Origin of the sequence: Achromobacter sp. UMC46 (assembly GCF_014170335.1) — a bacterium.
Taxonomy (GTDB): Bacteria; Pseudomonadota; Gammaproteobacteria; order Burkholderiales; family Burkholderiaceae_B; genus Achromobacter.
The window spans coordinates 510,817-537,556 of sequence record NZ_LZZS01000004.1 but is presented as its reverse complement, the minus strand read 5'-3'; the positions used below and the strand labels follow the sequence as shown (position 1 = coordinate 537,556).

The following is a 26,740-nucleotide window of genomic DNA, read 5'->3' as shown; positions in this document are numbered from 1 at the left end:
AAGGTTGCGGGCGGCACGCGGGCGCGCCGTCTGTTCAGTTGTTTTCAGGAGGAGGCACATAAGGATCGAAGAAACTGCCTTCGCTCATGCCTGGAATGTATTGATCAGAGATGTAGGCGCGGCAGCGCTGCATGAATACCTCGGTCAGGCGCGACGGCTTCATCGGCTTGTAGGTCGTCAGCCCAAGCAGCATGGGGCGGTGTTCGCCCACCAGGCGCAGCCGCACCAGCCGCTTGCCATCCAGCGCCTGCGTGGACTTCGGCCGCACGTTGAACAGGGCATAGCCGATGCCGTTGGCGACCATGGACCGCACCACTTCTTCGGAGCGCGAACGCGCCACGATATTCGGCTCCAGCCCGAACTTTGCGAATAGCGACATGAAGTATTCACGGCTCAAGGGCAGGTCCAGCAGCACCATGGGCAAGCGGGCCAGCTCCTCCAGCGTCACCGCGATCTGCTGCGACAGCGGATGCAATTCGCTTACCACCACATGCGGCGGCAGGCGCGCCAGCGCCTCGAACGAGATTTCGTCGCCCAGCCTCAGGTCGTAACTGAGCGCGACGTCGATCTCCAGGGTATGCAGCTTGTCGATCAGCAACTGCTGGTCGCCTTCGACCATGTGCAGGTCGACTTTGTCGAAGGCGCGCGAGAACCCGAAGATCACCTCGGGCGCGATCATGGCCGTGAGCGACTGGAAGCAGCCCACGCGCAAGGTGCCCTGAATGGTATTGCTGGAGACGGACGCGATCTTGTAGAGGCGCGACGCGCGCTCGAGCAGGTCCTCGCATTCGCCCATGACCTGTTGGCCGAGCACCGTCAGGGCCAGGCCCTTGGACGGATGCCGGACGAACAACTGCACGTCCAGTTCGGTTTCGACATGTGCGATGGCGGCCGAAATCGAAGGCGCCGAAATGTGAATCTGGCTGGATGCCGCAGCGATACTGCCGTGCTTGGCCGTGGCGACGAAGTACTCCATCTGGCGCAGCGAAATGCGATTGAGCATAGTCCGAAGAGAGAAAACTGGAGCGGCTGGAAGGAGATGGCGTTCCGGCTGGCGGGCCGCCACCGTGGCCCGGCGCCGGCATGCGCCGCACCGAGGAAAAGTGCCTCCACTATGCCCGGACGGCGGGCATGGCGCTCCTCGGGTTTTCTCGCACTCGTCGCCTGCCGCAGGCTGTCACAGATTGCCTGGCACGCCGAAACTCGGCGCAGCGCGCGGATCCCTGGCGCGGGTGATGTAGTCCTGGACCTGCGGCTCGTAGACCTTCCAGGCCTCGTAAAGCGTCTCGACGGGGCATTGCTCCACCCAGTCCATGCGCAGGTCGACGATGGGCCAATCCAGTTCCGCCACCACCAGCAGCCCGGCCGAATGTACCGGCCCCTCTTCGCCGCCGGCGGCTTGACCGGCCAACATCGCCTGAATCAGGCGTTCGGCCAGCGAGCCCGGCGTCCTCTCGAACGCCGACAGCATGGCGGCGGGCACATCCAGCGACGCCAGCATGTTGCCGGCGCACGCGGCGTGCTCGCCTTTTGCGCTGGCCAGCCGGCCCAGCGCGTTCGACCCGGTGAAGATGGCCGGCGCCCGCGTGGCGTCGATGGCCATCAGTTGCCGGTAGCTGATGAAAGGACGGTCGGCCAGGGACTGCAGCGCGCGCTCGGGCGAATGGCCCTGGCCCATCGCATCAAGAATGAGTGGCCCCAGGGCGGGGTCGGTGATGTTCTGGCTGACGGCCGCGCCCACGCCTGCGCGGGCGCGGACGCAACGCGCCGCCACCGCGGGCGACGAGGACGAGACGGCCGCGCCGAATTGGCCTGTGGCCGGGCAACGGGCGATGATCGAGAAAGTCATGACCTGGGCCTCCTGAGGCGTCAATCCGGGATAACAGCGGTCGCGTCGATTTCCACCAGCCATTCGGGGCGCGCCAATGCCGACACCACAATACCGGTGGACACCGGGAACACGCCCTTGAGCCACTTGCCGACCACAAGATAGACCGCTTCGCGATAACGGGGATCGATGATGTAGATCGTGATCTTGCAGATGTCCTGCAGTTCGCCGCCGGCCTCCCTGAGCAGCAGGTCGATGTTCTTCATCGCCTGCTCCGCCTGGCCCGAGACATCGCCGATGCAGACGCTCTCGGAGGTGTCCAGGTTCTGGCCGATCTGCCCGCGCAGGAAGACGGTGCTGCCGCGCGCGACGACGGCCTGGCACAGATCGTTGTCGAGTTTCTGTTCCGGGTAGGTTGTCTTGGTATTGAAGGTGCGTATGCGCTTGTGCTTCATGGCTCGACTCTTTATTAGGGTTTATCCGGAGACCCCGCGCCTGCCTGGCAAGCGGCGTCGCATCAGGCCGTGACCTGCCCGCTGATGGTCGGCCCAAGCGGGGCGGCAGCCTATTTGTTTTTTCCGGCGTCCCGTCTCGGAAATCCTGACGCGGGGCGGCGCCCGTGGCGATGCGCCCTCGCCCGGCCATCAGGAAAATCTATCCCTGCCAACGGAAAAGGCGACTTGGTCGCTCGGATCGCGTCTCTCATCATTGGTTTTCGCTGGCTGAAGCCACCTCTCTTTGCAGGGAAAACGGATGAACACCGCCTCAACGCACCTACCCGCTGCCTATCCCCGATTCCGCTATGACGGCGCGGGCGATCTTGCCCGCATCGGGCTGATCTACATCGCCTCCAGCGTCGTGATGGAAGAAGAGATGTGGGCCATGTCCGGTCCGGGGGTTTCCACCCATACCGCGCGCATCAAGCTGCCCAAGGTCACCGTGCAGGGCATCGAAGAAATGATGAATGCGCCGGAACTCGAACAGGCCGCGCGCCTGGCCGGCGCGGCGCCCATCGACGTGTTGCTGTTCGGCGGGACCAGCGCCTCGTTTCTGCACGGCACCGCCTACGACCAGGCGCTTATCCAGAAGCTGCGGCAATGGGTGCCGGGGCCGAAGATCACCACGGCGTCCACCGCCACGCTCGCGGCCTTGAAGAAGGTGAAAGCCGGCAAGGTTGCGCTGGCTACGCCGTATGTGCCGGAAATCCATGAGCGCGCCATCCGCTTCCTGCAGGAAAACGGCCACGAGGTCGTCAGAAGCGCCTGCCTGGGCATCTCGGATGATCACGCGCTGGCGGAGGTGCCGCTGGAGAAGGTCTATGACCACGTGATCTCGGTCGACCACCCCGATGCGACAGCCATCTTCGTTTCGTGCACCAATTTCCGGACCGTCGGCGCCATCGAGGCGCTTGAACAGAAACTCGGCAAGCCGGTGATTTCGGCCATCCAGGCCTCGTTCTGGCATTGCCTGGAACTCACCGGCGCGGCAGGCGCCAAGCCCGGCTACGGGTCGCTGTTCGAGTCGAACCTGACCAAGGCCAACACGATGTAAGCACTTCGCCACGGCGGATAACCAATAAGCAAGGGGAAAAAAGATGCATCTGCACAAAACCATCACGGCGCTGACACTCGCAAGCGCCTCGTTATTCGTCCTGGCGCCGGCCCATGCCGAGAAGCTGGTGCTTGGCAACGAGGGAAGCTATCCCCCGTTCAGCATGGTCGACCCGTCGGGCCGCCTGACGGGCCTTGAACCCGATCTGGCGCGCGAAATGTGCAAGCGGATGAAGGTCGATTGCGAAATCGTCGTCATGGACTTCAAGGCCCTGATTCCCGCACTGCTGCAGAAGAAGCTGGACGCCGTGGTCAGCCAGACCAAGCCGCTGCCGGAACGCAAGGAAAAGGTGCTGTTCGGCCGCCCGGTGCTGTTCAATCCAGACTCTTACGTGGTTCCGGAAGCGAAGAACTACACCTTCACGCCTGAAGGGCTCAAGGGCGTGCGCATCGGCCTGCAACGGGGTTCGGCGCAAGCCAAGTACGTGTCCGAGACGTTCGGCAATGCGGTGCAAGTCGTGTTCTACGACAACCCCGACCAGATCCGGCTCGACCTCGCCAATGGGCGGCTGGACATGAGCCTGGGGCCCAAGATCAGCTGGACCAACGAGTTCCTGTCCAAGCCGCAAGGCAAGGGCTGGAAATTCGCGGGCGGCGACTTGTGGACCGGTGGCGGCGACGCCGGCTCAAGCTGGATCGCCCGCAAGGACAGCGGCGAACTGCTCAACCGCATGAACGCCACGCTGGAAACCATCATCAAGGACTGCACCTTCACCACATTGCGCAAACCCTATATGGAAGTGGAGCTCCTGCCCGAGGAAGCGGCCTGCCGCTAGCCGGATATGCGCCCCCCGCAAGGGCCGCCCGCCACCGGGCCGGCGGGCCCGGCGGCAAGTTTCATACGCTTGCCTGGGCTGCGCAAAGCGCCTTTCAATGTGAACAGGCTATAGGAATACCTCATGCCTTCGATGGGTTTCGTGCAGCAACTCGCGACCGGCGCGATGATGACGATCCAGGTCGCCGTCTGTGCCTATCTGCTGGCGCTCGCGATCGGGACGTTTTTTGCCCTGATCACGCTACGGCCGACACTGCTGGCCAGGATCATCTGGATCCCGTATGCCTCCATCTTCACCGGCGTGCCTTCGCTGCTGGTGGGATTCCTGTTCTATTACGGCGGCTCACAGATCGTCGCCGGCCTGCTCTCGCCGTTCGGCATCGGCCAGCGCATCGAGATCACGCCTTTCATGGCGGCGGTCGCGGCTCTGGGCATGGTGTACGGCGCCTATCTGGCCGACCTGATACGCAGCGCGATCCAGAACGTGCCCCACGGACAGTTCGAGGCCGCGCGCGTGCTGCTGGTGCCGCGCCGCGCCATCTGGCTGAAGGTCATCCTGCCGCAGATGTTGCGCCTGGCCTTGCCCGGCATGACCAATATGTGGATCGTCGTGCTCAAGGACACCGCCCTCATCTCCTTGATCGGCCTGAAGGAAATCATGGCCTACGCCAAGCTCGCCTCTGGCGTGACCAAGGAACCCTTCGTCTATTACATGCTGGCGGCGTGCTTCTTCCTCATGATGACCTGGCTGACCTACTTCGTGGCCCGCCGCGTTGAAACGTGGGCCGCGCGCGGCTTTCATCCCGTCGTGACCCAGGGAGCGTCTCATGCACTTTGATTTCCAGGTGGCCTGGGACAGCCTGCCCAAACTGCTGGCTGGCGCCGGCACGACATTCGCCGTGCTGCTGCCGGTGCTGGTCATCGGCCTCTTGCTGGCGCTGCCGGTTGCCCTGGCGAGCTTCCGGCCAGGCCCGCGCGCCGTCTTCGCCAGCAGCTATATCGGCTTCTTCCGAGGCGTGCCCAGCCTGGTGCTGCTGTATCTGATCTACAGCGGACTGCCGCAGTTCTCATTTGTGCGCGACACCTTTCTGTGGAACGTCTTTTCCAGCGCCTATGTCTGCGCGTGGCTGGGCTTGGCGCTGACCCACTCGGGCTTCATGGCCGAGATCATCCGCGGCGGGCTTGCGGCAATTCCGAAAGGCACCATCGAGGCCGCGCAGACCCTGGGCCTGAAGCCCGCGCAAATCCTGTTCCGGTTGCGGCTTCCGCTGGTCGCGCGCTATGTGCTGCGCGCCTATCAGAATGAGTTGCTGATCATGGTGAAAAGCACGGCGGCCGTCAGCGCCATCACGCTGGTCGACCTGACCGCGGCCGCCAATACCGTTTTCGACTACACCTATGACCCGTTCACGCCCCTGATCACGGCGGCGGCCATCTACTGGTGCATCACCAACAGCATACGTCTTGGATTCTCGGTCGCGGATCGCAGATTGAACCGCTATCTCGCCCGAGTCTGAGCCGCCCGGCCGACCGTCCATCAGAGCGCGAACCATCATGACTGCCATCCTGTCCAGCATCACGCCGCCGTTGTCCTCCGTCCGCTCTGAATGCGCGCCCGCGGTATCCATCTCGGGCGTGAACAAGTTCTACGGGTCGTTCCACGCGCTGCGGGATATCCACCTTGAGGTATCCAGCGGCGAAATCGTCATCCTGTGCGGCCCTTCGGGATCCGGCAAGTCGTCGCTCATCCGCTGCATCAACCATCTGGAACAGCACGACTCGGGCGATATCCACGTCAATGGCACCGCGCTGACCCGGCGTCCGGAAAGCGTGGAGCAGGTTCGGCGCCAGCTGGGCATGGTGTTCCAGAGCTTCAATCTCTTTCCGCATATGACGGTGCTGGAAAACTGCACCTTCGCGTTGAAGATCGCCTTGAAGACGCCGGCCGCCGAGGCCGAACAGACCGCACGGGAGTATCTCGCCAAGGTCAATGTGATCGAACAGGCCGGCAAGTATCCGATCCAGCTTTCCGGCGGGCAGCAGCAGCGCGTGGCCATCGCGCGCGCGCTCTGCCTGCGGCCGCGCATCATGCTTTTCGACGAACCGACGTCGGCGCTGGATCCGGAATCGGTCGGCTCCGTGCTGCGCATCATGGAAGACCTGGCCCAGACCGGCATCACCATGATCTGCGTTACCCACGAGATCGGTTTCGCCCGCAAGGTGGCCGACCGCTGCGTGTTCATGGAGTGCGGCGAAATCATCGAGACCGCGCCCGCCGAACAGTTCTTCGCCTCGCCCAGGAGCGAGCGCCTGAAGCATTTCCTGGAACAGGTTTTGTAGCCAACAACATAGACAAGGGGTTGTCATGATCAAAAAACTCATTTGCGCGGGCATGCTTGCCGGCGCGGCCCTCGCCGGCACGGCGCATGCGCAGGATGCCCTCGTGGTAAGCACCTGGGGCGGCAGCTTCCGGGACCTTATCGATGAGACCATCGCCAAGGAGTTCACGCGGCAGACCGGGGTGCCGGTGAAGTACATCACGGGCGGCACCATCGACCGCCTGAACAAGGCCAAGCTCGCCAACAAGCCGGAAAGCGACATCACGTTCACCACATCGCACATCGGCTGGCTCTACGTCAATGCCGGTCTGTACGAAAAGCTGGACCTGAGCAAAATCCCCAATTACGCGCACCTGGTCGACCGCGCCAAGATCAGCCCGTACCATATCGGCAGCTGGGCGTACGTGTACACCATCGGCTACCGCCCCGATCTGGTTCCCGCCGGCATCACCTTCAACAGCTGGAACGATCTCTGGAACCCGGCGCTGAAAGGCAAGCTGTCCGCGCCCGATTTCGACCCCAGCCATATCATCGACATCTCGGCTTTGCTCTCGGGCGGCGACGCGAGCAGCTGGGAAAAGGGCCAGGAAAAACTCAAGGCCCTGAAGCCCAACTTCAAGGCCTTCTACACCAACGATGCCAACAGCCAGCAACTGATCGCCGCCGGCGAGACGCCCGTGCAGATCGTGCTGTCCATGAACGCCTACTACATGATCGGCCAGGGCGTGCCGATCAAGGTGGTGATGCCCAAGGAAGGCGCGGTGCTGGGGGTCGACACCATGGGCATCATGAAAGGCACCGCCAAGTCCGACCTGGCGCACAAGTTCATGAACATCGCGCTGTCGCCGGAAGTGCAGGCAAAGATCGTGGCCGCCAAGAAGGCCAGCCCCGTCATCGACGACGCCAAGGTCTCGCCCGAAGACGCCGCGCTGCCGGGCGTCTTCACGACCAAGCAGCAATGGGATACCCAGGCCATCGTCATCGATGACAAGCTGCGCGCCGAAAAGACTGCCGAGTGGCGCAAGTGGTTTACCGAGAACATCATGAACTGATTGCCGATACCGCGGCCTCGCGGCCTTGCCGGCCGCGGCATCGCTACGCTTTCACCGTACACGAAGGATGGGTAAACCATGGATGCGCGTTCCACCCTGAGGGGATGGCTGATATCCCCGGCCAGCTTCATCGCGCTGTGCATCTGCGTCGCCATGGCGGCCGTGCTGCAGTACAGCTTGCGCACTTTCATTCCCGGTTCGCTGGACGTCGGCGGCCTGACGTTGACGAATTTCTCCGGCATGGGCAAGCAGATCTACGTCGATGCCTTTGTCAACACTCTGCGCCTGAGCGTGGAAACCACGATCTTCTCCCTGCTCGTCGCGTACCCGTTGGCGTATGCGCTGGTCAGGGTGCGAAACCGCTACATCAAGTCTTTCATCCTGATCGTATCCATCACGCCGCTCTTCCTGGGCGAAATCGTGCGCACCTATTCCTGGATCATCGTGCTGGGCAGCACGGGCTTCATCAATTCGATGCTGCTCAAGCTGGGCCTGATCGATACGCCGCTTGCGCTGATGTTCAGCCATCTTGGCGTACTGGTGGCGCTGGTGCACGTCACCGTCCCGGTGGTCGTGCTGATGCTGGCTACCGCCATCTCGCACATCGACCGCGATTACGAGAAAGCGGCCGAGAGCCTGGGTGCGGGGCCGGTGCGAACGTTCCTGACCATCACGCTTCCGTTGTCGATGCCGGGAATTCTGGCCAGCATCACGACGTCGTTCGCCTGGACGTTCAGCGCCTTCGCCACGCCCCAAATGATCGGCGGAGGTCGTGTCCCGACGGTTTCCACACTGGTCTACCAGCTGGGATTCTCGTCGATGAACTTTCCCCTGGCGGCCAGCCTGAGCGTCATGGGCCTGGGCCTGACGGCGATCTCGCTGATACTGCTCGGCCGTGTCACGCGCCGTCTCAAGGTCATTGGAGGACACTGACATGGGTCTCCGTAAATCTCTTCCCCTGTGGCTGCGCATCGGCGCGCCCGTGCTGATCACGCTCATCCTCGCCTTCGTGCTGCTGCCGGTCGTGGTGGTGGTGCTGGCTTCCTTCAATGAAAAGGCCTTGCTGACGTTTCCGCCGCAGGCCTGGTCCTGGCGCTGGTTCGAGCGTGTCTTCACCTACTCCGACTTCCGCGACGGCTTTCGCGCCAGCATGGTGGTGACGTTCTGGTCGTCGTTGCTGGCGCTGGTCATCGGCACCGGACTGGCGATCGCGGTCAAGCGCATGGCGTTTCCCGGCAAGAACATCCTGCAGGCCATTTTGCTTTCACCGCTGGTGATCCCGCATTTCACCGTGGGGCTGGGCCTGCTGATCTTGGTGGCGCAGCTGAACATTGATCGCGGCTACGGCATCGTGATCCTGTGCCACGTCATCCTCGTGCTGCCATTCGTGCTGCGCAGCGTCTATGTCTCGATGGAGAACCTGGACGAACGCCTGGAGCAGAGCGCCGCCAGCCTGGGCGCCTCGCCCGTGCGGGTCCTGTTCACGATCACCGTGCCCTTGCTGGCACCCGGCCTGTTCGGCGGCTGGCTGTTCGCCGCCATCATGTCGTTCAGCGAATTCACCGCGTCGTTGTTCGTGACCACCCAGAACACGCAGACCCTGCCGGTGACCATGTACAACTATGTGCGCGAGTTCGCCGACCCGACCCTGGCCGCGCTGTCGGTGGTGTATATCGTGGTGACGGCCACGTTGCTGATATTCGCCAACCGCTTTCTCGGGTTGGGCAGGATCCTCAATATCGAGGACAACCACTAGAGAATTTTTGAGTGGAATGTTGACGTTTTATTTTGTGACGTCGGGTTCGTTCGTTCTTGAGCCGCCGGAGTCCGGACTGCGGGATTCCGATGCTCGGCCCGGTGGTCCTGCGCTTCGGATCCCTCCGCCCGGCCCCCGGCTCACGGCATCTGCCCATGAGCGAGTTCAAGGCCGCCGGCATCTACCTATGAACGGGTTTCAGAACCCTCGCATTGGGCGGCTGTAAGGCGAGGACCCCGGAGCCATCCGAAGCGCAGCCCCAGTGGGGCGAGCATCGGAATGGCGCAGGGCAGCCTCGGCGAGTTCAGAACCCTGACATCCGCAAGCTCTAACATCCGAGCGAGCCCGCCGAGCCCTTCAATAGCCGCGCGCCGGATCGACGCGGTTAGCGGGCTCCAGGCCCTGGCTGACACGCTGCACGTTGTCGGCGATCTGTTCGGCGGCCGATGCCGGAATGGCAACCGAAGCCAGGTGGGGCGTGATCAGCACGTTTTCCATCGCCCAGAGCGGGTCGCCTGGCGGCAGGGGTTCGCGCTCGAAAACATCCAGCGTCGCGCCGCCCAGATGGCCGTTGCGCAGCAAGTCGGTCAAGGCGGCCTGGTCCACCAGTGCGCCCCGGGCCACATTGATCAGCGCCGCGCCGCGCGGCAGGCGCTGGAGGCGTTCGCGGTCCAGCAGGCCGCGCGTCTGCGGCGTAAGCGGAAGCATTACCACAAGGATGTCGGCGCGCGACAGCACGGTATCCAGCGACGCCATGCCGGCATGGCACTCGATGCCTTCGACATTGCGCGGGCTGCGCGACCAGCCCAGCACCGTCAGCCCCTGGCGGGACAGTTCCCGCGCCGCGCAGGCGCCCAGTTCGCCCAGGCCCAGCACGGCCACGCGCACCGTCTCCGGCGAACGGGGATGGCGATAGGCCCATTCGCCCCGCCGCTGCGCCGCTTCGAAATACGGAATGTCGCGCGCATGGCGCAGGGTGGCGAACAGCACATAGCCCGCCATCATGCGCGCCATGTTGGGATCGGTGATGCGCGTGATGGGCACCTCGGCGGGCAGGTCCTCGCGGCCGACGAGTGAATCCACCCCCGCGCCCAGATTCACGATGAGGCGCAGGTTCTTCATGCGGTCGAAGAAGCGCTGCGGCGCCTTCCAGACCAACGCGTAGTGGATGTCGGCCGGATCGTGCGCGTCGTTGCCGTGCACCACGCGCAAGTCCGGCAGCCGCGCCTGCATGGCATCGCGCCAGGCCGTGTAGTCGTCGAAATCGCTATAGAAGATCATTGCGCCCGACACGGCGGGGCGGGGGGATGCGGGCATGGCGGTCTACCTCAGGTGCCGCGGTTGATCAGGCGGGACATGGCCTCGATGGCAAGCTCATAGCCATCGCCGCCCAGCCCCGCGATGACACCATCCGCGGCCTTGGAAATATAGGAATGATGGCGGAAGGCTTCACGCCGCCAGATGTTGCTCATGTGGACTTCGATGATCCTGCCCGGAAAGGATAACAAGGCATCGAGGATGGGCACCGACGAATAGGTCAGGCCAGCCGCGTTGATGATGACGCCCTGAGCGGTGCCGCGGGCTTCCTGGATCCAGTCGACCAGTTGGCCTTCGTGGTTGGACTGGACGAAGTTCAACTGGATGCCCAGCGAGGCGGCCTTGCTTTCGCAGCGCTGCTGCAACACGGGAAAACTGTCGGAGCCATAGGTCTTGTTGGCGTCCAGTCCGTAGAGATTGGCGTTCGGCCCGTTAAGAAACCACACCGTGGAAGATGTTGGGGTTGCGCTCGGCGTCGTCATGGAGGCAGTCTCAGGCGTCATGGGGAAGGGTCGCCTGCATGGCAGGCAATTCGTTGAACACGGAGAACCACGCCGCGGCGCGCGGATGCGCGGTGCGCCAGTCCAATTCGGGGAAGCGGAAATCCAGATACCCCAGGGCGCAGGCGAGGGTCAGGTCGCCGATGCTCGGATGCGTTCGCGGCAGGTCGTCTGCCTGCGACTCGATATCCGCCAGGCAGGCCTGGACTTTGACGAGCTGCGCCTCGCGCCATTGGGGCCACTGGATTTCGGCCGGCCGGGCCGTGTGCTCGTAGCGCGCCAGCAGGGCGGCGTCCAGCAAGCCGTCGCCCAGGGCCTGGCGCGTCAACGCCACCCATCGGGCCGGACCTGCCGGAAACAACTGCGTATCGCCGGCGGCCTCGGCCAGGTATTCGCAGATCACCCGGCTGTCATACAGCGCTCTGCCGTCCGGCAGGATCAGGGTGGGCACCTTGGCCAGCGGATTGTGGGCGGCGATGCGCGTGTCGCGGTTGACCGGATGCGCGGCGCTGGCCAGCCATTCAATCTGTTTGGCCTGGCCGGTCAAGTGCGCGCACACCATGACCTTGCGCACGAAGGGGGACGTCGGGGCATAGAGAAGTTTCAATCCGTTCTCCGTTTGTCAGGGTTTGAGGACCAGCTTGCCGAACACCTTGCCGCTTTCCAGCAACTGATGCGCGCGTACGGCGTCGGCCAGGGGCAGGCTTTGCGCCATCCTGGGCCGGATGCGGCCCGCGGCCACCAACGGCAGCACATGGCGCCTGAGCGCGACCGCCATCCGAGCCTTCTCGGCATCGGTTTGCGGACGCATGGTCGAAGAGTGCAAGCTCAACTGCTTTTGCATCAGGGTCAGCAGTTCGATGTTGACGGCCGACCCCTGCAGAAAGGAAAGGCTCACGTGGCGCCCGCCGAAGGCCAGCGCCTGCAGATTGCGCCGCACATAGTCGCCGCCGACGATATCCAGCACGACGTCCACGCCACGGCCCTGCGTGAAAGCCGCGCAGGCTTCCACGAAATCCGTGTCATGAAAGCAGATCACCTCGTCGGCGCCGAGTTCGCGCAGGGCATCCAAGCGATCGCGTTCGCCGTCCGTGGCGATGACCCGCACGCCGGCGGCATGCGCCATCTGGATGGCCAGCGTGCCGATGCCACCGCCGCCGCCATGGATCAGCACGGTCTCACCCATGCGCAGGTGGCCGAGTTCGAACAGGTTGTGCCAGACGGTGAACAGGCCTTCCGGCAGGGCGCTTGCCTGCGCGTCGTCCAGCCCCTCTGGCACTGCCAGGGAATGATCCACGCGCGCCACGCACCACGGCGCATAGCCCCCGCCCGCAAGCAGGCTCATCAGACGCTGCCCAAGCAAGGACGCCAGCACGCCGGGTCCGCACGCCGCGACCTCGCCGCAAGCTTCCATCCCCAGCACGTCGGTCACGCCCGGCGCCGGCTTGCTCACGCCCTGGCGCTGCATGATGTCGGGCCGGTTGATGCCGGCCGAAAGCACGCGCAGCAACACTTCTCCGGGCCCGGGCGCCGGTACCGGCCTGCCAGCCAGCGTCAACACGGTGGCGTCGCCCGGCTCGCGGGCGACGATGGCTTGCATTTCAGCGGGGATTTGATTCATGGCACTGTGCCTCGCAGACGAATGGAAACTCGGCGGCTGCGCAGGCGCGGCCGCCAGGAAGGGGCATCGCGTGAAACCGGCTTCAGGACGGCGCGTTGAAGACACTGACCCCGTGGCCGGGCAGCGCAAGTCCCGCCACGGCGCCCACGGGCCATTCATGGATGCAGTTCAGGTCGAAGGTGCGCACCATCACGTGCTGGCGCCCTTCCACGGGAATGTGCACCTCCAGGTACAGATCGACGTGGTCGCCCTGGAACACGTGGTTGACGACCGTGCCGCTCACGATCGATCCGCTGTGCAGGGCTTCCAGCTTGATATGCTCCGGCCGCACGTAGAGATCAAGCCGGTGGCCCTGGTGCGAACCGCCCACCAGGCGCTGGCGGGGGATATGCGTCAGCCCCGCCCCCAGGCGCAACTGGATGGTGTCGGCGCTGCTGCCGTGATAGTGCGCGGGCAGGATGTTGACATCACCCAGGAACGACGCCACGAACGGATCCTGCGGGTTGCGGTAGAGCTCGTCCGGCGTAGCGACCTGCCGGATCACGCCCTGGTTCATCACGGCGATGCGATCCGACATGCTGAGCGCTTCGCCCTGGTCATGCGTGACGAAAATCGTCGTCACGCCCAGCCTGCGCTGGATGTCGCGGATCTCCACCTGCATGGCGCCGCGCAGGCTTTTGTCCAGCGCCGAAAACGGCTCGTCAAGCAACAACACCTTGGGACGAATCACCAGGGCTCGCGCCAGCGCCACGCGCTGCTGCTGGCCGCCTGACAGCTCACGCGGCTTGCGCTCGCCCAGTCCGTCCAGCTTCACCAGGGCCATGGCTTCACGCACCCGCTGCTCGATCTCGGCGGCCGGCACGCGCCGCATCCGCAGGCCATACGCGATGTTGCGTTCGACGGGCATGTGCGGGAACAGCGCATAGTTCTGGAACACGATGCCGATCTGGCGCTGATATGGCGGCAGCGCCGTGACCGGCGTGTCGTCGATGAAGATCTCGCCGTCATCCGCATCCGCAAAGCCCGCGATCAGGTTCAGCAAGGTGGTCTTGCCGCAGCCCGATGGGCCCAGCAGCGTCAGGAATTCCCCGCGCTCGATCTTCAGGGATACCTGTTGGAGCACCGCGTGACCGCGGTATTTCTTGACCACTCCCTCCAGGCGGACCGCGCTGGAGCTATCGGAGGCAAAGGGAAGATTCGGCATGGCTGCTGCACTCACGGAGTTCAGTCTCCCGGCGCGAAGATTCCGGGAAAAACAGGCGGTGGCCGCATGGCACGCAAGGCTGCGACGCCAGCGTTCTGGTGCAGTCAAGAATACGGTAAAGCCCTATTTCCAGTGCGTTGCCGAAGCTGATGGGGGCCATCGGAAAAAAGAAATCACGACGGTCCCAAGCGCGGCGGCGCACGCCGCCCGGTAAAACCGGCACCTTTGCTTTTTCCTAAGTCAGCCGTCCGAAAAACGAAGTTATCAACTCGGGGCTTCGAGGTCACACTGCATGCCAATCGTTCAGCGCGCACCCTGATCGTGCACGCGGTCCGCCAGCCTTCTTTTCCTTGATCGTCGTGTCAGCCTCGAGACGCACCAGGGTCTCGGTATTCCTTAGGATCTTCAAATGTCAATTGAAAAAACCAATACGCTGGTGATCGGCGCCGGCCAGGCCGGCATCGCAATGAGCGAGCACCTCGGCGCCATGGGGATTCCGCATATCGTGCTGGAACGCAAGCGGATCGCCGAGCGCTGGCGCTCTGAACGCTGGGACTCGCTGGTGGCCAACGGCCCCGCCTGGCACGACCGCTTTCCCGGTTTGAAGTTCGATGACGTCGGTCCCGACGTCTTTCCGCCGAAAGAGCGCATGGCTCAGTACTTTGAGGACTACGCCAGGATGCTCAATGCGCCGGTGCGCACCGGCGTCGACGTCCGACGCGTACAGCGCAATGACAAGCGCCCGGGCTTCACCATCACGACCTCCGAAGGCACCATCGAAGCCCTGCATGTGGTCGCCGCGACCGGCCCCTTCCAGGTCCCCACCTACCCGAACATCGTGCCGGAAAACGCCGGCATCCAGCAACTGCATTCCTCGGCCTACAAGAACCCCGGTCAATTGGCCGACGGCGCCGTGCTTGTCGTCGGTGCGGGCGCCTCCGGCTCGCAGATCGCCGAAGAGCTCCGCCAGGCCGGCCGCACCGTCTACCTGTCGGTGGGCGAACACTACCGGCCGCCCCGTTCCTACCGCGGACGTGATTACTGCTGGTGGCTGGGGGCGTTGGGAATGTGGGACGAAGTCAAGAAAAAGCCCAAGCGCGAACACGTCGCCTTTGCCGTGAGCGGCTACGAAAACGGCAAGACCGTCGACTTCCGGCGCCTTGCCCACGACGGCATCCAGCTCGTCGGCATCACGACCTCGTACGAAAACGGCGTGCTGCGCTTCGCCGACAACCTTGCCCGCGACGTCGCCCAGGGCGATGCCGACTACTTCGAAGTCCTGCGCGAAGCCGACGCCTATATCGAGCAGAACGGCCTGGACCTGCCACCCGAGCCCGATGCCTGGAAACTGCTGCCCGACCCGGAATGCCTTGCCTACCCCATCCTCAGCCTGGACCTGGCCGAGGCCGGCATCAAGACCATTTTGTGGGCGACAGGCTTCAAAGTCGACTTCAGCTGGATCGACGTCGACACCTTCGACGACAAGGGATACCCCATCCACAAGCGCGGCATCTCCGTCGAGAAAGGCATCTACTTCCTGGGTCTGCCCAACCTGACCAACCGCAGCTCTTCCTTTATCTGGGGCGTGTGGCACGACGCCCGCTACATCGCCGACCATATCGGTATCCATCTGGATTACTTGGCGTACAAGAAGGAGTGACGAAACGGGGGGTTTGGCCTGCCCCAGGCCGCCCCCCCCCCGGCTGGGCTAGGGCAACTGAGTAGAATTCTGCGCCGGCTCATGCCCCGCGTGCGGGATGCGCCCCAAAAACTAAAGGGCCGAATCCAATGTTTCAAAGGATCCGGCCCCACAACCTGCTACCAAGCTGCTTGCCCTAGAGCAAGCAGCCCAGCTACTAAATCGATTTGATCATTGTCGCCGTAGGACCTTTCTGTCCTTGGCCGGCGATAAACGAAACACGCTGGTTCTCTTCAAGAGATTTGTGGCCGTCACCCTGAATTTCAGAGTAATGGGCGAAGAGGTCTTTGCCACCCAGCTCCGGCATGATAAAGCCGAAGCCCTTGTCGTTGTTAAACCACTTCACGATACCAGTTTCAATCTTCAATGTAAGTCCTAGATTTGCAGGGAAAAGTTTTCCCGAGCGGACTATGCGTGAATGTCCGCAACAAAGATACGACCGTTTCCAATTAACACATCTACCGCCTCACTTCGCGGGCCGCTGCCAGGATATTCGTCCAGCAGCAATTACCAAGAAGATCGCGAATCGTGACAGGAGGCCAGCGAATTCAAAAACCTCGCAAAACCTTGTATTTCCTAGCTATTCTGGCGCGGCAGGAGGGGCTCGAACCCCCGACCCCGGGCTTAGAAGGCCCGTGCTCTATCCAGCTGAGCTACTGCCGCGCAGTCTTTTGACGCCCCGGGAGAGGTCCGGGCGCCGCATTTTACCTTGTTGGGAAAAAAGATGGGCGGAACGGATGCCGCCCTACGCTTCCTCGATGTCAGCGTGGGTCGACACCCAGAGCACGATGGCGTCGTCTTCGCTCAAACTGATCACCCGATGCCCCATGCGGCTGTCGATATAGAAGCTTTCGCCCGCCTTCAGCCGCGCCGGTTCGTAGAACTCGGTGTACAGCTGCACCTCGCCTTCCAGCACATAGACGAATTCTTCGCCGCCGTGGCGGCTCCAGTCCTGGAATTCGTCGAACGAGCGCGCCTTGACCCGGGTGTGGAACGGCATCATGCGCTTGTGCGACAGCGCCGTGCACAGCAGCCGGTGGTCGTAATACGGCGTTTCGTACTGGCGCCCTTCGCCCTGGCGGCTGAGGCTGCGGCGGCCAGTGCCCATATGGGCGTCGGACGCGGTGAAGAGTTCGGCCACGTCCAGGTCCAGGCCCGCGGCGATCTTGATCAGGTTGTCATAGGTGGGAGACAGCAGGCTGTTTTCGATCTTGGACAGCGTGGACGCGGCGACGCCGGTGGCTGCAGCCGCCTGTTTCAGTGTCCAATCGCGCGCCTGGCGCAGGGCTCGCAGCCGTTGTGCCAATGCGCTCTGTTTGTTGCCTTGCATCCTGTGTACCTTGTCATGCCCGCGTTGTGCGCTCCCGCCACCAGTCGCGCGCCTGGTAAGACCAATAAGTCAGTTGAACCGCCGCCGTGCCCAGCCCGCCGCCGTTCCATGCCAGCCCGAAGGGTTGGAACAGCTTGTAGCGCTGGGTGTCGCCCGTGATCCCTTCGGCGACGACGCGCCCGCCGATCGAGGTGGTATTCATGCCGTGCCCGCCGAACGCCGTGCAATACCAGATATCCGGCGCCAGCAGGCCGATCTGCGGCATCAGGTGTCGGGCGTAGGCCATGCGCCCCGACCAGGCGGTCTCGACGCGCAGCCCCTGCAATTGGGGGTAGACGGACAGCAATTCGCGGCGCAGGGACTCGGCCAGATCGGGCGGGTCGTCGACACGGGTGGTGATTCTACTGCCCCAGCCGATGCGGCCGCCATCCAGCACCCGGTAATAGTTGCCGGCGCGGCGGTCGTCGCCGATGGCCGCCGTGCTGCGGATGGCTTCCCGCACGCGGTCGCCCAACGGTTCCGTCAACATGATGTAGGTGGCGATGGGCAGCATGGCCCGGCGCAGCGCCGGCACGACGTCGCCCGTGTAGCCGCCGGTGGCCAGGACGACGGCGCGGGCGTCGACTTGCCCCTGCGCAGTTCGCAAGTGTTTGACCGCGCCATTCAACGTGGCGTCGATGACGGGGGAGTCTTCGTGGATGCGCACGCCCAGGCGGACGCATTCGCGGGCCAGCGCCCGGGCATAGTTCAGCGGATGGAAGTGGAACGAAGCGGGGTCTTCGACGCCCTGGCGGTAGACGTCCGACACCAGCCGTTCGCGCACCTGGCTGCGGGTCAGGAAACGCACGTCGCGGCCGAAGTCGCGGCGCTGGGCGTCGCACCACTGGTTCAGCGCGTCGGTCGCTTCGTAGCGCACCACGCGCAGGCGCCCGTCGACCTTGTGCGCGTCGGCGATGGCCAGGCTGCGGATGTTGTCGCGGATGATTTCCACGCCTTCCATCGACAGCCGGTACAACTGCCGGTAATGGTCTTCGTCGACGTGGCGCTTGATGGCGTCGGCGCCGGCCGAGAACGCTGGCGACACCGATCCGCCGTTGCGCCCCGACGCGCCCCAGGCGATGCGCCGGCCTTCCAGCAGCGTCACGCTGCGGCCGCGGCGGGCCAATTCCAGCGCGGTGGACAGGCCGGCCAGGCCGGCGCCGACCACGCAGACGTCGGTGCTGCATGCGCCCGCCAGCGGCGGGTAGTAGGTCGCGCTGTCGGACAGCGTGCGCTTGTAATAGGTGTCGATGTACTCGGAGGCCATGCCGGTCGGGGTCCGTGTCAGTGCAGGCTTGCGCCCTGCAGTCCGCCCGTCAGGCGCTTCTCCAGCCAGTTGGCCAGACGCAGCAACGGGTAGCAATAGATGAAATAGATGGCGGCGATCATGCCGTAGATGAACAGCGACTTGGCCGGGAAGGTGATGATGAACACCTCGCCTTGCCGGGTCAGTTCCGTGATGCCGACCACCGACAGGATGGCGGTGCTTTTGATCAGCATGACGTAGACGCCGCTCATGGGCTGCACGATCAGCCGCATGGCTTGCGGCAGAACCACCAGCCGCAGTATCTGCAGGGGACGCAGGCCCAGGGTCATGGCGCCTTCGGTCTGGCCGCGCGGCACGGACTGGATAGCGCCCATGACGATTTCGGCGACATAGCAGGAGGTGTACACGGACAGCGACACGAAGGCCGCGGTGCCGGAGTCCCAGTGCAGCAGTTCGATGCCGGAACTGGGCAGCACGAAGTAGAAGATATAGAGCTGCACCAGGAACGGCGTGCCGCGCAGGACGTGGATGTACAGGCCAAGGACCTGGTGAATGCCGCGGATGCGGTAGCTGCGGATCACGCCGATCACGAAGCCCAGCAACGACCCCGCGATGATGGCCACGAACGAGATCTTCAGCGTTTCCCAGAAGCCCTTCAGCAGGAAGGGCAGCACGACGCCGGCGGTGGAAAGATAGGAATCCAGCATGCTTACCTCGCGTTCCAGGCGGGACCCGCCAGCCAGAGGCTCACGCCCCGGGACAACAACAGCATGACGCCGTAGATCAGCAGGTAGCCCGCGGCGATGGTCAGGAAGCTTTCGTTGGGCACGATGCGGTCGCTGTTCATCTGCACGCCGGCCGCAACCAGTTCGAACACGGTGATCAAAGACAGCAGCGACGTGTCCTTGATCAGCACGGCGGTCTGGCCCAGCAGGGGCGGCAGCGTGTTGACGAAGGCCTGCGGCAGCACCACATAGCGCAGCCGCTGCTGATAGTTCATGCCGCACGCCTTGGCGCCTTCCACCTGTCCGCGCGGAACGGATTCGATGCCCACGCGGATGATTTCGCTCATGTAGGCGGCGTGGTGCAGGGTCATCGCCAGGATACCCAGCACCATCTCGCTCCAGCCTTTCGCGCCCGGAATCAGCATGGGCACGGCGTAATAAACCAGATAGATCTGCACCAGCAGGGGAGTGGACCGGATGAACTGCACGTAGGCGGCCACGGGACGCCAGATGGCGGCTTTGGACGACATGTGCAGAAGCGCCAGCGGCACGCCGGCCAACACCGACAGCACAAGGCTTGCGCCCGCGGCGATCAGCGTGTTGGCCAGGCCCGTGGCGAACTGGCCCGTGTACTGGCTGACGATGCGCCAGTTGTAGTAATCGATCAGCCAGTCCATGGGCGGTCCGGTCTCCCCGTAGCGGTTCTAGCGATTAATGGTCTTTCTTCCAATCGGTGGAATACCAGTACTTCACCTGCTCGGGCAGCGTGTTGTCGGCGGTCTTCAGGGTCTGCCAGTTATCCAGCCAGAACTTCAGGCGGAAGGCGTTGGGGCCGACGGCAAAAGCCAGCGGTTCGCGCACCATCACGCCGTCCAGCACGCGCAGGTTGCCGAAGTCGACCAGGAACTGGTTGGCGGTGGACATGGACATGATGCCGGCGTCCAGGCGGCCGCTGGACAGGGCCTGGCCGACCGGGGCGCTGCCGCCCGAGAACTCTTTCATGGTGGCCTTGGGCAACATCTTCTTGCCCACTTCGGCATAGGTGCTGGCGCCCAGCACGCCGACGTTGACGCCGGCCTTGTCCAGTTCCTCAAAGGACTTGTACGGGGAATCCTTGGGCACCACGGCCACGGTTTCGGCGTAGAACATCGGGGCCGAGAACAGCACCTGGGCCGCGCGCTGCGGCGTGGGCGTCATATCGGCGGCCACCATGTCGGCCTTGCCCGACAGCAGCGCCGGCAACAGGCCCTTCCATTCATAGTCCTGCAGGACGAGCTTCACGCCCAGGTCGTCAGCCATGCGTTTGGCCACTTCCACGGCCAGGCCCGTGCGCTTGCCGGTCTTGTCCATGAAGCTCATCAGCGGGCCGGAAGTCTGCACCGCCACGCGCAATTCGCCGCGCTTGATGATGTCGCCCAGTTCGTCGGCTTGCGCAGGCAGCGCCACGGTGGCGGCCGCCAGCGCGACGCCGGCCACGCCCAGCCATTGTTTGATTTTCAGCATTTCACTATCCCCTTGAGGTGGATGAAACCTTGTCATTCCGGGCAAAGCACGTCGTGTTGCCGCAGGGCCGGCAGCGCCCGGATTAGCCGGACCGGCCTGCTTGGACTACAAAATCTTTTCCAGAAAGGCGCGTGTGCGCGCCTCTTTCGGGTGGCAGAAAACCTCGTCGGGCGTGCCCATTTCCACGATGCGGCCGGCGTCCATGAACAAGGCCCGGTCGCCGACGTCGCGCGCGAAGCCCATCTCGTGGGTCACGACCGCCATCGTCATGCCGTCGCGCGCCAGCCCGCGCATCAGCTCCAGGATGCCGCCGACGGTCTCCGGATCCAGCGCGGACGTGGCTTCGTCGAATAGCATCAATTTGGGGTCCATGGCCAGCGCGCGGGCGATCGCCACGCGCTGCTGCTGGCCGCCGGACAGCTGGCTGGGATAGCGTTCGCCGAAATCCCCCATCCCCACGCGGCCCAGCAGGTCGCGGGCATAGCGTTCGGCGTCGGCGCGGCTGCGGCCGCGCACGACACGTTGGGGTAGCGCGACGTTGTCCAGCGCAGTACGGTGTTGGAACAGGTTGAAGTGCTGGAACACCATGCCGACTTCCGTGCGCCAGCGGTTGACGTCGGTGGCGGGGTCCGTCAACGACACGCCGTCCACGCGGATCGTGCCGCTGTCGATGCTTTCCAGCCCGTTCAGGGTGCGCAGCAAGGTGCTCTTGCCCGAGCCGGACGGCCCGACGACCACCATGACCTCGCCTCGGTTCAGCTGGCAATCGACCCCGTCCAGCGCCCGATGCGGCGGCTGGCCGTCGCGCTGGAAGGTCTTGGTGACCGCTTGGACATCAAGTAAAGCGTCTGCCACTGATGTACCCCGGAAGAGGTTTCCGAACCGGCCCGGGGCGGCCTCCGGAGGGAAGCGGCGCTTAAGCCGGTTAAGAAAAAAAAGTTTCGCAATTCATGCTGGAGTTTCGTATAGTAAATTTTTTTCCAGAATCGCCACATAGGCATAACCCTTAAGCGAAGACAACGGGCTTCGCTGGCAATCCAAGGAACCGGCATGGACACCCCCCAAGACATTCTGCGCGCGCTCGGCCTGAATCCGGCCGCGCTGACTGGCGGCACGCTGACCGCACGCAGCCCGATCGACGGCGCCGAACTGGCTCAGGTGCATGAGCACACGGTGGCGCAAGCCCATTCGGCCATTACCCGCGCCCGCCAGGCCAGCCTGGCCTGGCGCGACGTGCCGGCGCCGCGCCGGGGGGAACTGATCCGCCTGCTGGGCGAAACCCTGCGCGAGAACAAGACCGCGCTGGGCCGCCTGGTCAGCCTGGAAGCGGGCAAGATCGTGGCCGAAGGCGAAGGCGAAGTGCAGGAAATGATCGACATCTGCGACTTCGCCGTCGGTCTGTCGCGCCAGCTGTACGGCCTGACCATCGCCTCCGAGCGCCCCGGCCACCGCATGATGGAAACGTGGCACCCGCTGGGCGTCATCGGCGTCATCAGCGCCTTCAACTTCCCGGTGGCCGTGTGGTCATGGAACGCGGCGCTGGCCATCGTCTGCGGCAATGCCGTGGTGTGGAAACCCTCCGAGAAAACGCCCTTGACCGCGTTGGCCTGCCAGGCGCTCTTCGCACAGGCCATGCAGCGCTTCGGCGATGCGCCCGCCGGCCTGTCCGAAGTACTGATCGGCGGCCGCGACGTCGGCGAGGCACTGGTGGATTCGCACACGGTGGCGCTGGTGTCGGCCACGGGTTCGACCCGCATGGGCCGCCAAGTCGGCCCGCGCGTGGCGCAACGCTTCGGCCGAGTGCTGCTGGAACTGGGCGGCAACAACGCCATCATCGTCGGCCCGACCGCCGATCTGGACATGGCCGCCCGCGGCATCGTGTTCGGCGCCATCGGCACGGCCGGCCAGCGCTGCACCACCACGCGCCGCCTGATCGTGCACGAAAGCGTGGCCGACGCGCTGGTCCAGCGACTGCACAAGGCCTACGCCAGCGCGCCCATCGGCAACCCGCTGGACGGCGGCAACCTGGTCGGCCCGCTGATCGACCGCGTGTCGTTCGACGCCATGCAAGATGCCCTGAAGGCCGCGCGCGAACAGGGCGGCAAGGTCACCGGCGGCGAACGCGTGCTGGCCGACGAATACCCTAACGCCTGGTACGTGCGCCCGGCCATCGCCGAAATGCCCGGCCAGACCGACGTGGTCTGCCACGAGACCTTCGCGCCCATCCTGTACGTGATGCGCTACCAGGAATTCGGCGACGCGCTGGCGCTGCAGAACGGCGTGCCGCAAGGCCTGTCGTCGGCGATCTTCACCAATGACCTGCGCGAAGCCGAAACCTTCCTGTCCGCATCGGGTTCGGACTGCGGCATCGCCAACGTCAACATCGGCACGTCCGGCGCCGAAATCGGCGGCGCCTTCGGCGGCGAAAAGGAAACCGGCGGCGGCCGCGAATCGGGTTCGGACGCTTGGCGCAATTACATGCGCCGCGCGACCAACACCATCAACTACTCGCGCAACCTGCCGCTCGCGCAAGGCATCAAGTTCGGCGAATAAGCCCGCCAACGCTTGAAATGCAAGGCCCCGCGCATTGTCGACAATGCGCGGGGCCTTGTTGCATGGGGCGCGCCCGGCGGGCACCGACATCCTGAGTAACACCTGTTTTTATTACACGCCCTACATCCGATAAGCCTGCCTTACAAACAGTTTCGGCGCGCGATGCTACATTGCCTCGTCACAAAAAAACATAGCCCGCCATGTCCCGACGCCGTCACACACGCACCTCGCTCGCCCTGCGCACCCTTGCCGCCACCCTCGCCTTGGGCGCAGCAGGTTCCGCCGCCGCAGGCGTGTCGTACCGCCTGGACCGCCCTTCCGCCGCCCCCGGCGAAACCGTCACCATCGAAGCCGTCTTCTTCAACGAAGACAGCGCGCGCGCCAACTGGCAAGCGCCGCCTGAGCTCGTGCTGCAGTGGCGCGGCCAGGACGGCCAGATCGTGCGCAGCCTGGCCAAGCTTGCCGGCGACCGCGCCAGCTACAGCGTGCCCGTCAACAACTTCGCGCGCATGGCGTGGACCGCCGTCGTGCCGACCACGGCGCACGGCCTGCAAGCCGTCTCCATCGAAGGCCAGCCGTCGATGATGGCGCTGGACGCCACCGGCCGCGAAACCGGCACCGTCGCCAGCACCCCCGCCCAAGGCCCCGTGGTGGACGCCCGCAGCGGCCAGCCCGTGCCCGTCGCCGCCGTCACCGCCGTCGGCGCATCGCCCGAAGGCGGCCCCGCCCCCGAGGCCGCCGTCACGCCCACCGTGCAGTCGCAATCGGCGTTCGACCACTTCCGCAGCTCGATTTCAGAATACAAGCCCGTCTACTTCGACATCGGCACCCGCGGCCAAACCACCGCCCGCTTCCAGATCAGCGCCAAGTACCGCCTCTTCAGCCCCAGCGGCGACCGCCCGGCGACCTGGGGCGAGAACTTCTACCTGGCCTACACCCAGACCTCGTTGTGGGACTTGCAGGGCGACTCCATGCCCTTCATCGACACCACCTTCAACCCCAGCGCCTTCTGGCTGTCGGACAACATCTGGCAATCCGCCAACCAGAACTGGCGCTTCGGCATGAATACCGGCGTCGAGCACAACTCCAACGGCAAGGGCGGCGAAGACTCCCGTTCTGTCAACGACGGCTACATCGAACCGCGCTTCCACTACCGCTTCGACAGCGGCAGCACGCTGACCTTCGCCCCCAAGGTCAAGGCCTACTTCGGCGTCGCCGACGAAAACCGCGACTACGCCGACTACGCCGGCCGCGTCGACTGGCAACTGCGCTGGGCCCAAGACAACGGCGCCGTCGTCTCGGCGATGTACCGCCAGGGCGACCAGAAACGCCGCACGACTCAGCTGGACTTCGCCTGGCCCCTGCAACGCACCTGGTTGAACATGAACGGGTATCTGCACCTGCAATACTTCAACGGCTACGGCGAAACGCTGCTGGGCTACAACCAACGCAACGAATCGCAGTTCCGCATCGGGTTGTCGCTGGTGCCGTAAGGGAAAGGCCGTGTGATGGGTTGCGCGCAGATGGCCCGTCACCTCGAATGCCCACCGCCCGCCGCCCGCGCGGCAGGCGATGGGCGGCCCCGCAAGACCTTCCGCCCCCGCTGACGCCCCGGGAGCCACAAGAACAATCAAGCAGCAAGCAAAGGGATTTCCCTCATCCCCCCGCACACCCCCCAAGCCTCCCGTAAACTCCCTCCAAAAAATCACGCGCAAAAAAACAGCGCAAGGGGCCGGGAAAATGCCCCGCCGGGGGAAAAGCAAAACCATGTTCGCGGACCTGAACCACCTCTCGCACCATGCCGCCTGGCGCCGGCAGCTGGAAATGCTTCTGGAGTCCGCCGGCGAAGGCATCTACGGCATCGACCTGCGCGGCCGCTGCATCTTCATCAACGGCCCCGGCGCCGCCATGCTCGGCTACACGCCCGACGAAGTCGTCGGGCGCAACATGCACTACCTCATCCACCACTCGCACGCCAACCGCATCCTGATGCCCGTCCACGACTGCCGCATCTTCCGGGCCTTCCGCGAAGGCCGCGGCGAACGCGTCGACGACGAAGTGCTCTGGCGCCGCGACGGCTCCTGCTTCGACGTCCAATACGCCTCCTACCCCATCCTGAACGACCAGGAAGTCGTCGGCGCCGTCGTCACCTTTTCCGACATCACCGACCGCAAGCGCACCGAACGTGAACTGGAACGCCGCGTCGGCGAACGCACCGCCGAACTCAGCGACGCCCACGACTCGCTGCGCCGCCTGTCCTCGCATTTGTCCAGCCTGCGCGAAGAAGAGCGCGCCCACATCGCCCGCAATATCCACGACGATCTTGGCGCCTCGTTCACCGCCCTGCAACTGGACCTGAACTGGCTGCGCCGGCAACTGCCCGCCACCCCCGCCTTGCAAACCCACGTCGACCGCATGCTGGAGGTGACCCAGACCGCCATGGGCGCCACCCGCCGCATCCTCACCGACCTTCGCCCCGTCGTCCTGGACCACCTTGGCCTGTGGGCCGCGCTGGAAACGCTGCTGCAAGACGTGCAGGCGCGCACCGGCCTGCAATGCCGCTACCTGTGCCCGCCCGACACCGAACGCCGCCGGCTGGACCGCAATGCCGAAATCGCCGTCTACCGCATCGTCCAGGAACTGCTGACCAACGTGCAGCGCCACGCCCGCGCCCGCAGCGTCAGCGTCAGCGCCGCCTGGAGCGACCACGGCCTGCTGCTGACCGTGGAAGACGACGGCATCGGCATGCTGCTGCCCGACGCCCCCCGCACCTTCGGCATCCTGGGCATGCGCGAGCGCGCCCGAGGCATCGGCGGCGAACTGGCACTGGACAGCGCCCCCGGGGCCGGCATGCGTGCCCGCCTGCGCCTCAACCCCACCTGACACGCGACATGGCCCTGAACCTGCTTATCGTCGATGACCACCTGATCATCCGCCGCGGCCTGGCCCGCATCCTGGAAGAAGACCCGCGCGTCGCCCTCGTGCATGAAGCCGCCGACGCGCCCTCCGCCTTGCGCGCCCTGCGCCAGGCCCGCTACGACGCCATGGTGCTGGACGTGGCGCTGGGCGAACGCGACGGCCTGGATGTGCTGAAGACCGTGCGCGCCGACTACCCGTCGCTGGGCGTCGTGATGCTGTCCGTCTACCCCGAAACGCAATTCGCCGTGCGCGCCCTGCGCACCGGCGCCCACGCCTATCTGAACAAGGGCTGCGACCCCGACGAATTGCTGGCCGCCCTGGCGAACGCCGCCGCCGGCAAGATGTACGTGACGCCTGCCGTGGCCGAACTGCTGGCGCAGACCGTGCGCCAGGACAGCTCGCGCCTGCCCCACGAACTGCTGTCGAACCGCGAATTCCAAGTCTTGCAGCTGCTGGTGGCGGGCCGCTCGGTATCGGCCATCGGCGAACAGCTGGCGCTGTCCGTCAACACGATTTCAACTTACCGCAGCCGCATTTTCGAGAAGCTCGGCGTGCGCACGCTGGTGGAGCTGGTGGCCTATGCCAACACGCACCAGCTGGGTGCGCCTTAGCCGCCCGCACAGCCGAACGGCGCACCAAGGCAGCGCACGACGCGCACCGCGTAGTAAGGGCACTACACGCATATCGTCGAACCCGGGATACC

28 protein-coding genes and 1 tRNA gene are annotated in these 26,740 nt (G+C 64.6%); 13 read left to right on the top strand and 16 right to left on the bottom strand.

Features of this window, described 5'->3' with window-relative positions; genetic code table 11:
• Nucleotides 1-34: 34 nt before the first annotated feature.
• The 3 genes from A9973_RS05295 to A9973_RS05285 form a co-directional block, all read right to left on the bottom strand.
• Nucleotides 35-1,003, bottom strand: coding sequence for a LysR substrate-binding domain-containing protein (locus A9973_RS05295; protein ID WP_183012706.1), 969 nt, complete (start codon nt 1,001-1,003; stop codon nt 35-37).
• A 174-nt stretch (nt 1,004-1,177) separates the two neighbouring features.
• Nucleotides 1,178-1,849 (bottom strand): DUF1028 domain-containing protein, encoded by a 672-nt coding sequence (locus tag A9973_RS05290; RefSeq protein ID WP_183012705.1) that lies wholly within the window; start codon nt 1,847-1,849, stop codon nt 1,178-1,180.
• Nucleotides 1,850-1,869: 20 nt separating this feature from the next.
• Nucleotides 1,870-2,283, bottom strand: coding sequence for a RidA family protein (locus A9973_RS05285; protein ID WP_183012704.1), 414 nt, complete (start codon nt 2,281-2,283; stop codon nt 1,870-1,872).
• 298 nt (nt 2,284-2,581) lie between these two features.
• Between A9973_RS05285 and A9973_RS05280 the strand changes: the two genes are divergently transcribed.
• The 8 genes from A9973_RS05280 to A9973_RS05245 all read left to right on the top strand — a co-directional run bounded on the left by A9973_RS05280 (nt 2,582) and on the right by A9973_RS05245 (nt 9,360).
• Nucleotides 2,582-3,379: an Asp/Glu racemase gene (locus A9973_RS05280; RefSeq protein WP_183012703.1), complete on the top strand. Its 798-nt coding sequence runs from the start codon at nt 2,582-2,584 to the stop codon at nt 3,377-3,379.
• Between the two features lie 43 nt (nt 3,380-3,422).
• A complete protein-coding gene (locus tag A9973_RS05275) occupies nt 3,423-4,214 on the top strand; it encodes a transporter substrate-binding domain-containing protein (protein ID WP_183012702.1) in 792 nt (263 codons plus the stop codon).
• 123 nt (nt 4,215-4,337) lie between these two features.
• Nucleotides 4,338-5,051 (top strand): ABC transporter permease, encoded by a 714-nt coding sequence (locus A9973_RS05270; RefSeq protein ID WP_183012701.1) that lies wholly within the window; start codon nt 4,338-4,340, stop codon nt 5,049-5,051.
• Nucleotides 5,041-5,730: an ABC transporter permease gene (locus A9973_RS05265; RefSeq protein ID WP_183012700.1), complete on the top strand. Its 690-nt coding sequence runs from the start codon at nt 5,041-5,043 to the stop codon at nt 5,728-5,730. Before A9973_RS05270 ends, A9973_RS05265 begins: the two co-directional genes overlap by 11 nt.
• Nucleotides 5,731-5,767: 37 nt before the next feature.
• Nucleotides 5,768-6,553, top strand: coding sequence for an amino acid ABC transporter ATP-binding protein (locus tag A9973_RS05260; RefSeq protein ID WP_255469025.1), 786 nt, complete (start codon nt 5,768-5,770; stop codon nt 6,551-6,553).
• A 25-nt stretch (nt 6,554-6,578) separates the two neighbouring features.
• Nucleotides 6,579-7,604, top strand: a complete 1,026-nt coding sequence (locus A9973_RS05255; RefSeq protein ID WP_183012699.1) for a PotD/PotF family extracellular solute-binding protein — start codon at nt 6,579-6,581, stop codon at nt 7,602-7,604.
• Nucleotides 7,605-7,682: 78 nt separating this feature from the next.
• The gene (locus tag A9973_RS05250; RefSeq protein ID WP_183012698.1) at nt 7,683-8,537 is read left to right on the top strand and encodes an ABC transporter permease; all 855 of its coding nucleotides are present in this window, start codon (nt 7,683-7,685) and stop codon (nt 8,535-8,537) included.
• Between the two features lies 1 nt (nt 8,538).
• Nucleotides 8,539-9,360 (top strand): ABC transporter permease, encoded by an 822-nt coding sequence (locus A9973_RS05245; protein ID WP_183012697.1) that lies wholly within the window; start codon nt 8,539-8,541, stop codon nt 9,358-9,360.
• Nucleotides 9,361-9,717: 357 nt separating this feature from the next.
• On the opposite strand, the gene A9973_RS05240 is transcribed toward A9973_RS05245, so the two are convergent.
• The 5 genes from A9973_RS05240 to A9973_RS05220 form a co-directional block, all read right to left on the bottom strand.
• A complete protein-coding gene (locus A9973_RS05240) occupies nt 9,718-10,677 on the bottom strand; it encodes a glyoxylate/hydroxypyruvate reductase A (RefSeq protein ID WP_183012696.1) in 960 nt (319 codons plus the stop codon).
• An 11-nt stretch (nt 10,678-10,688) separates the two neighbouring features.
• Nucleotides 10,689-11,159 (bottom strand): type II 3-dehydroquinate dehydratase, encoded by a 471-nt coding sequence (locus A9973_RS05235; protein WP_169273527.1) that lies wholly within the window; start codon nt 11,157-11,159, stop codon nt 10,689-10,691.
• A gap of 10 nt (nt 11,160-11,169) precedes the next feature.
• Complete coding sequence (locus tag A9973_RS05230) at nt 11,170-11,784, bottom strand: glutathione S-transferase (protein ID WP_183012695.1); 615 nt, start codon at nt 11,782-11,784, stop codon at nt 11,170-11,172.
• A gap of 15 nt (nt 11,785-11,799) precedes the next feature.
• Nucleotides 11,800-12,798 (bottom strand): NAD(P)H-quinone oxidoreductase, encoded by a 999-nt coding sequence (locus A9973_RS05225; protein ID WP_183012694.1) that lies wholly within the window; start codon nt 12,796-12,798, stop codon nt 11,800-11,802.
• A gap of 82 nt (nt 12,799-12,880) precedes the next feature.
• Entirely contained in the window at nt 12,881-14,002 is a 1,122-nt protein-coding gene (locus tag A9973_RS05220; RefSeq protein ID WP_183012693.1) for an ABC transporter ATP-binding protein, read from the bottom strand.
• Between the two features lie 409 nt (nt 14,003-14,411).
• Between A9973_RS05220 and A9973_RS05215 the strand changes: the two genes are divergently transcribed.
• Nucleotides 14,412-15,662 (top strand): NAD(P)/FAD-dependent oxidoreductase, encoded by a 1,251-nt coding sequence (locus tag A9973_RS05215; protein ID WP_183012692.1) that lies wholly within the window; start codon nt 14,412-14,414, stop codon nt 15,660-15,662.
• Between the two features lie 196 nt (nt 15,663-15,858).
• Here A9973_RS05215 and A9973_RS05210 read toward each other — a convergent pair whose 3' ends face one another.
• The 8 genes from A9973_RS05210 to A9973_RS05175 all read right to left on the bottom strand — a co-directional run bounded on the left by A9973_RS05210 (nt 15,859) and on the right by A9973_RS05175 (nt 21,420).
• Nucleotides 15,859-16,068: a cold-shock protein gene (locus A9973_RS05210; RefSeq protein WP_220805355.1), complete on the bottom strand. Its 210-nt coding sequence runs from the start codon at nt 16,066-16,068 to the stop codon at nt 15,859-15,861.
• 219 nt (nt 16,069-16,287) lie between these two features.
• A tRNA-Arg gene (locus tag A9973_RS05205) sits at nt 16,288-16,364 on the bottom strand.
• Nucleotides 16,365-16,446: 82 nt separating this feature from the next.
• Nucleotides 16,447-17,031 carry a helix-turn-helix domain-containing protein gene (locus A9973_RS05200; protein WP_183012691.1) on the bottom strand — a complete coding sequence of 195 codons (585 nt, stop codon included), beginning with the start codon at nt 17,029-17,031 and terminating at the stop codon, nt 16,447-16,449.
• Nucleotides 17,032-17,044: 13 nt separating this feature from the next.
• Nucleotides 17,045-18,337 (bottom strand): FAD-binding oxidoreductase, encoded by a 1,293-nt coding sequence (locus A9973_RS05195; protein WP_183012690.1) that lies wholly within the window; start codon nt 18,335-18,337, stop codon nt 17,045-17,047.
• Between the two features lie 17 nt (nt 18,338-18,354).
• The gene (locus tag A9973_RS05190; protein WP_183012689.1) at nt 18,355-19,044 is read right to left on the bottom strand and encodes an amino acid ABC transporter permease; all 690 of its coding nucleotides are present in this window, start codon (nt 19,042-19,044) and stop codon (nt 18,355-18,357) included.
• A gap of 2 nt (nt 19,045-19,046) precedes the next feature.
• A complete protein-coding gene (locus A9973_RS05185) occupies nt 19,047-19,739 on the bottom strand; it encodes an amino acid ABC transporter permease (protein WP_183012688.1) in 693 nt (230 codons plus the stop codon).
• 34 nt (nt 19,740-19,773) lie between these two features.
• On the bottom strand, nt 19,774-20,565 hold the full coding sequence (locus A9973_RS05180; protein ID WP_183012687.1) for an ABC transporter substrate-binding protein: 792 nt from the start codon (nt 20,563-20,565) through the stop codon (nt 19,774-19,776).
• Between the two features lie 105 nt (nt 20,566-20,670).
• Nucleotides 20,671-21,420 carry an amino acid ABC transporter ATP-binding protein gene (locus A9973_RS05175; protein WP_169273518.1) on the bottom strand — a complete coding sequence of 250 codons (750 nt, stop codon included), beginning with the start codon at nt 21,418-21,420 and terminating at the stop codon, nt 20,671-20,673.
• A gap of 195 nt (nt 21,421-21,615) precedes the next feature.
• Between A9973_RS05175 and A9973_RS05170 the strand changes: the two genes are divergently transcribed.
• The 4 genes from A9973_RS05170 (at nt 21,616) to A9973_RS05155 (ending at nt 26,648) form a co-directional block, all read left to right on the top strand.
• A complete protein-coding gene (locus A9973_RS05170) occupies nt 21,616-23,118 on the top strand; it encodes an aldehyde dehydrogenase family protein (protein ID WP_183012686.1) in 1,503 nt (500 codons plus the stop codon).
• A gap of 200 nt (nt 23,119-23,318) precedes the next feature.
• A complete protein-coding gene (locus A9973_RS05165) occupies nt 23,319-24,611 on the top strand; it encodes a phospholipase A (RefSeq protein WP_183012685.1) in 1,293 nt (430 codons plus the stop codon).
• 274 nt (nt 24,612-24,885) lie between these two features.
• Nucleotides 24,886-26,001, top strand: coding sequence for a PAS domain-containing sensor histidine kinase (locus tag A9973_RS05160; protein WP_183012684.1), 1,116 nt, complete (start codon nt 24,886-24,888; stop codon nt 25,999-26,001).
• A gap of 8 nt (nt 26,002-26,009) precedes the next feature.
• Nucleotides 26,010-26,648 carry a response regulator transcription factor gene (locus A9973_RS05155; protein WP_183012683.1) on the top strand — a complete coding sequence of 213 codons (639 nt, stop codon included), beginning with the start codon at nt 26,010-26,012 and terminating at the stop codon, nt 26,646-26,648.
• The last annotated feature ends 92 nt before the right edge of the window (nt 26,649-26,740 follow it).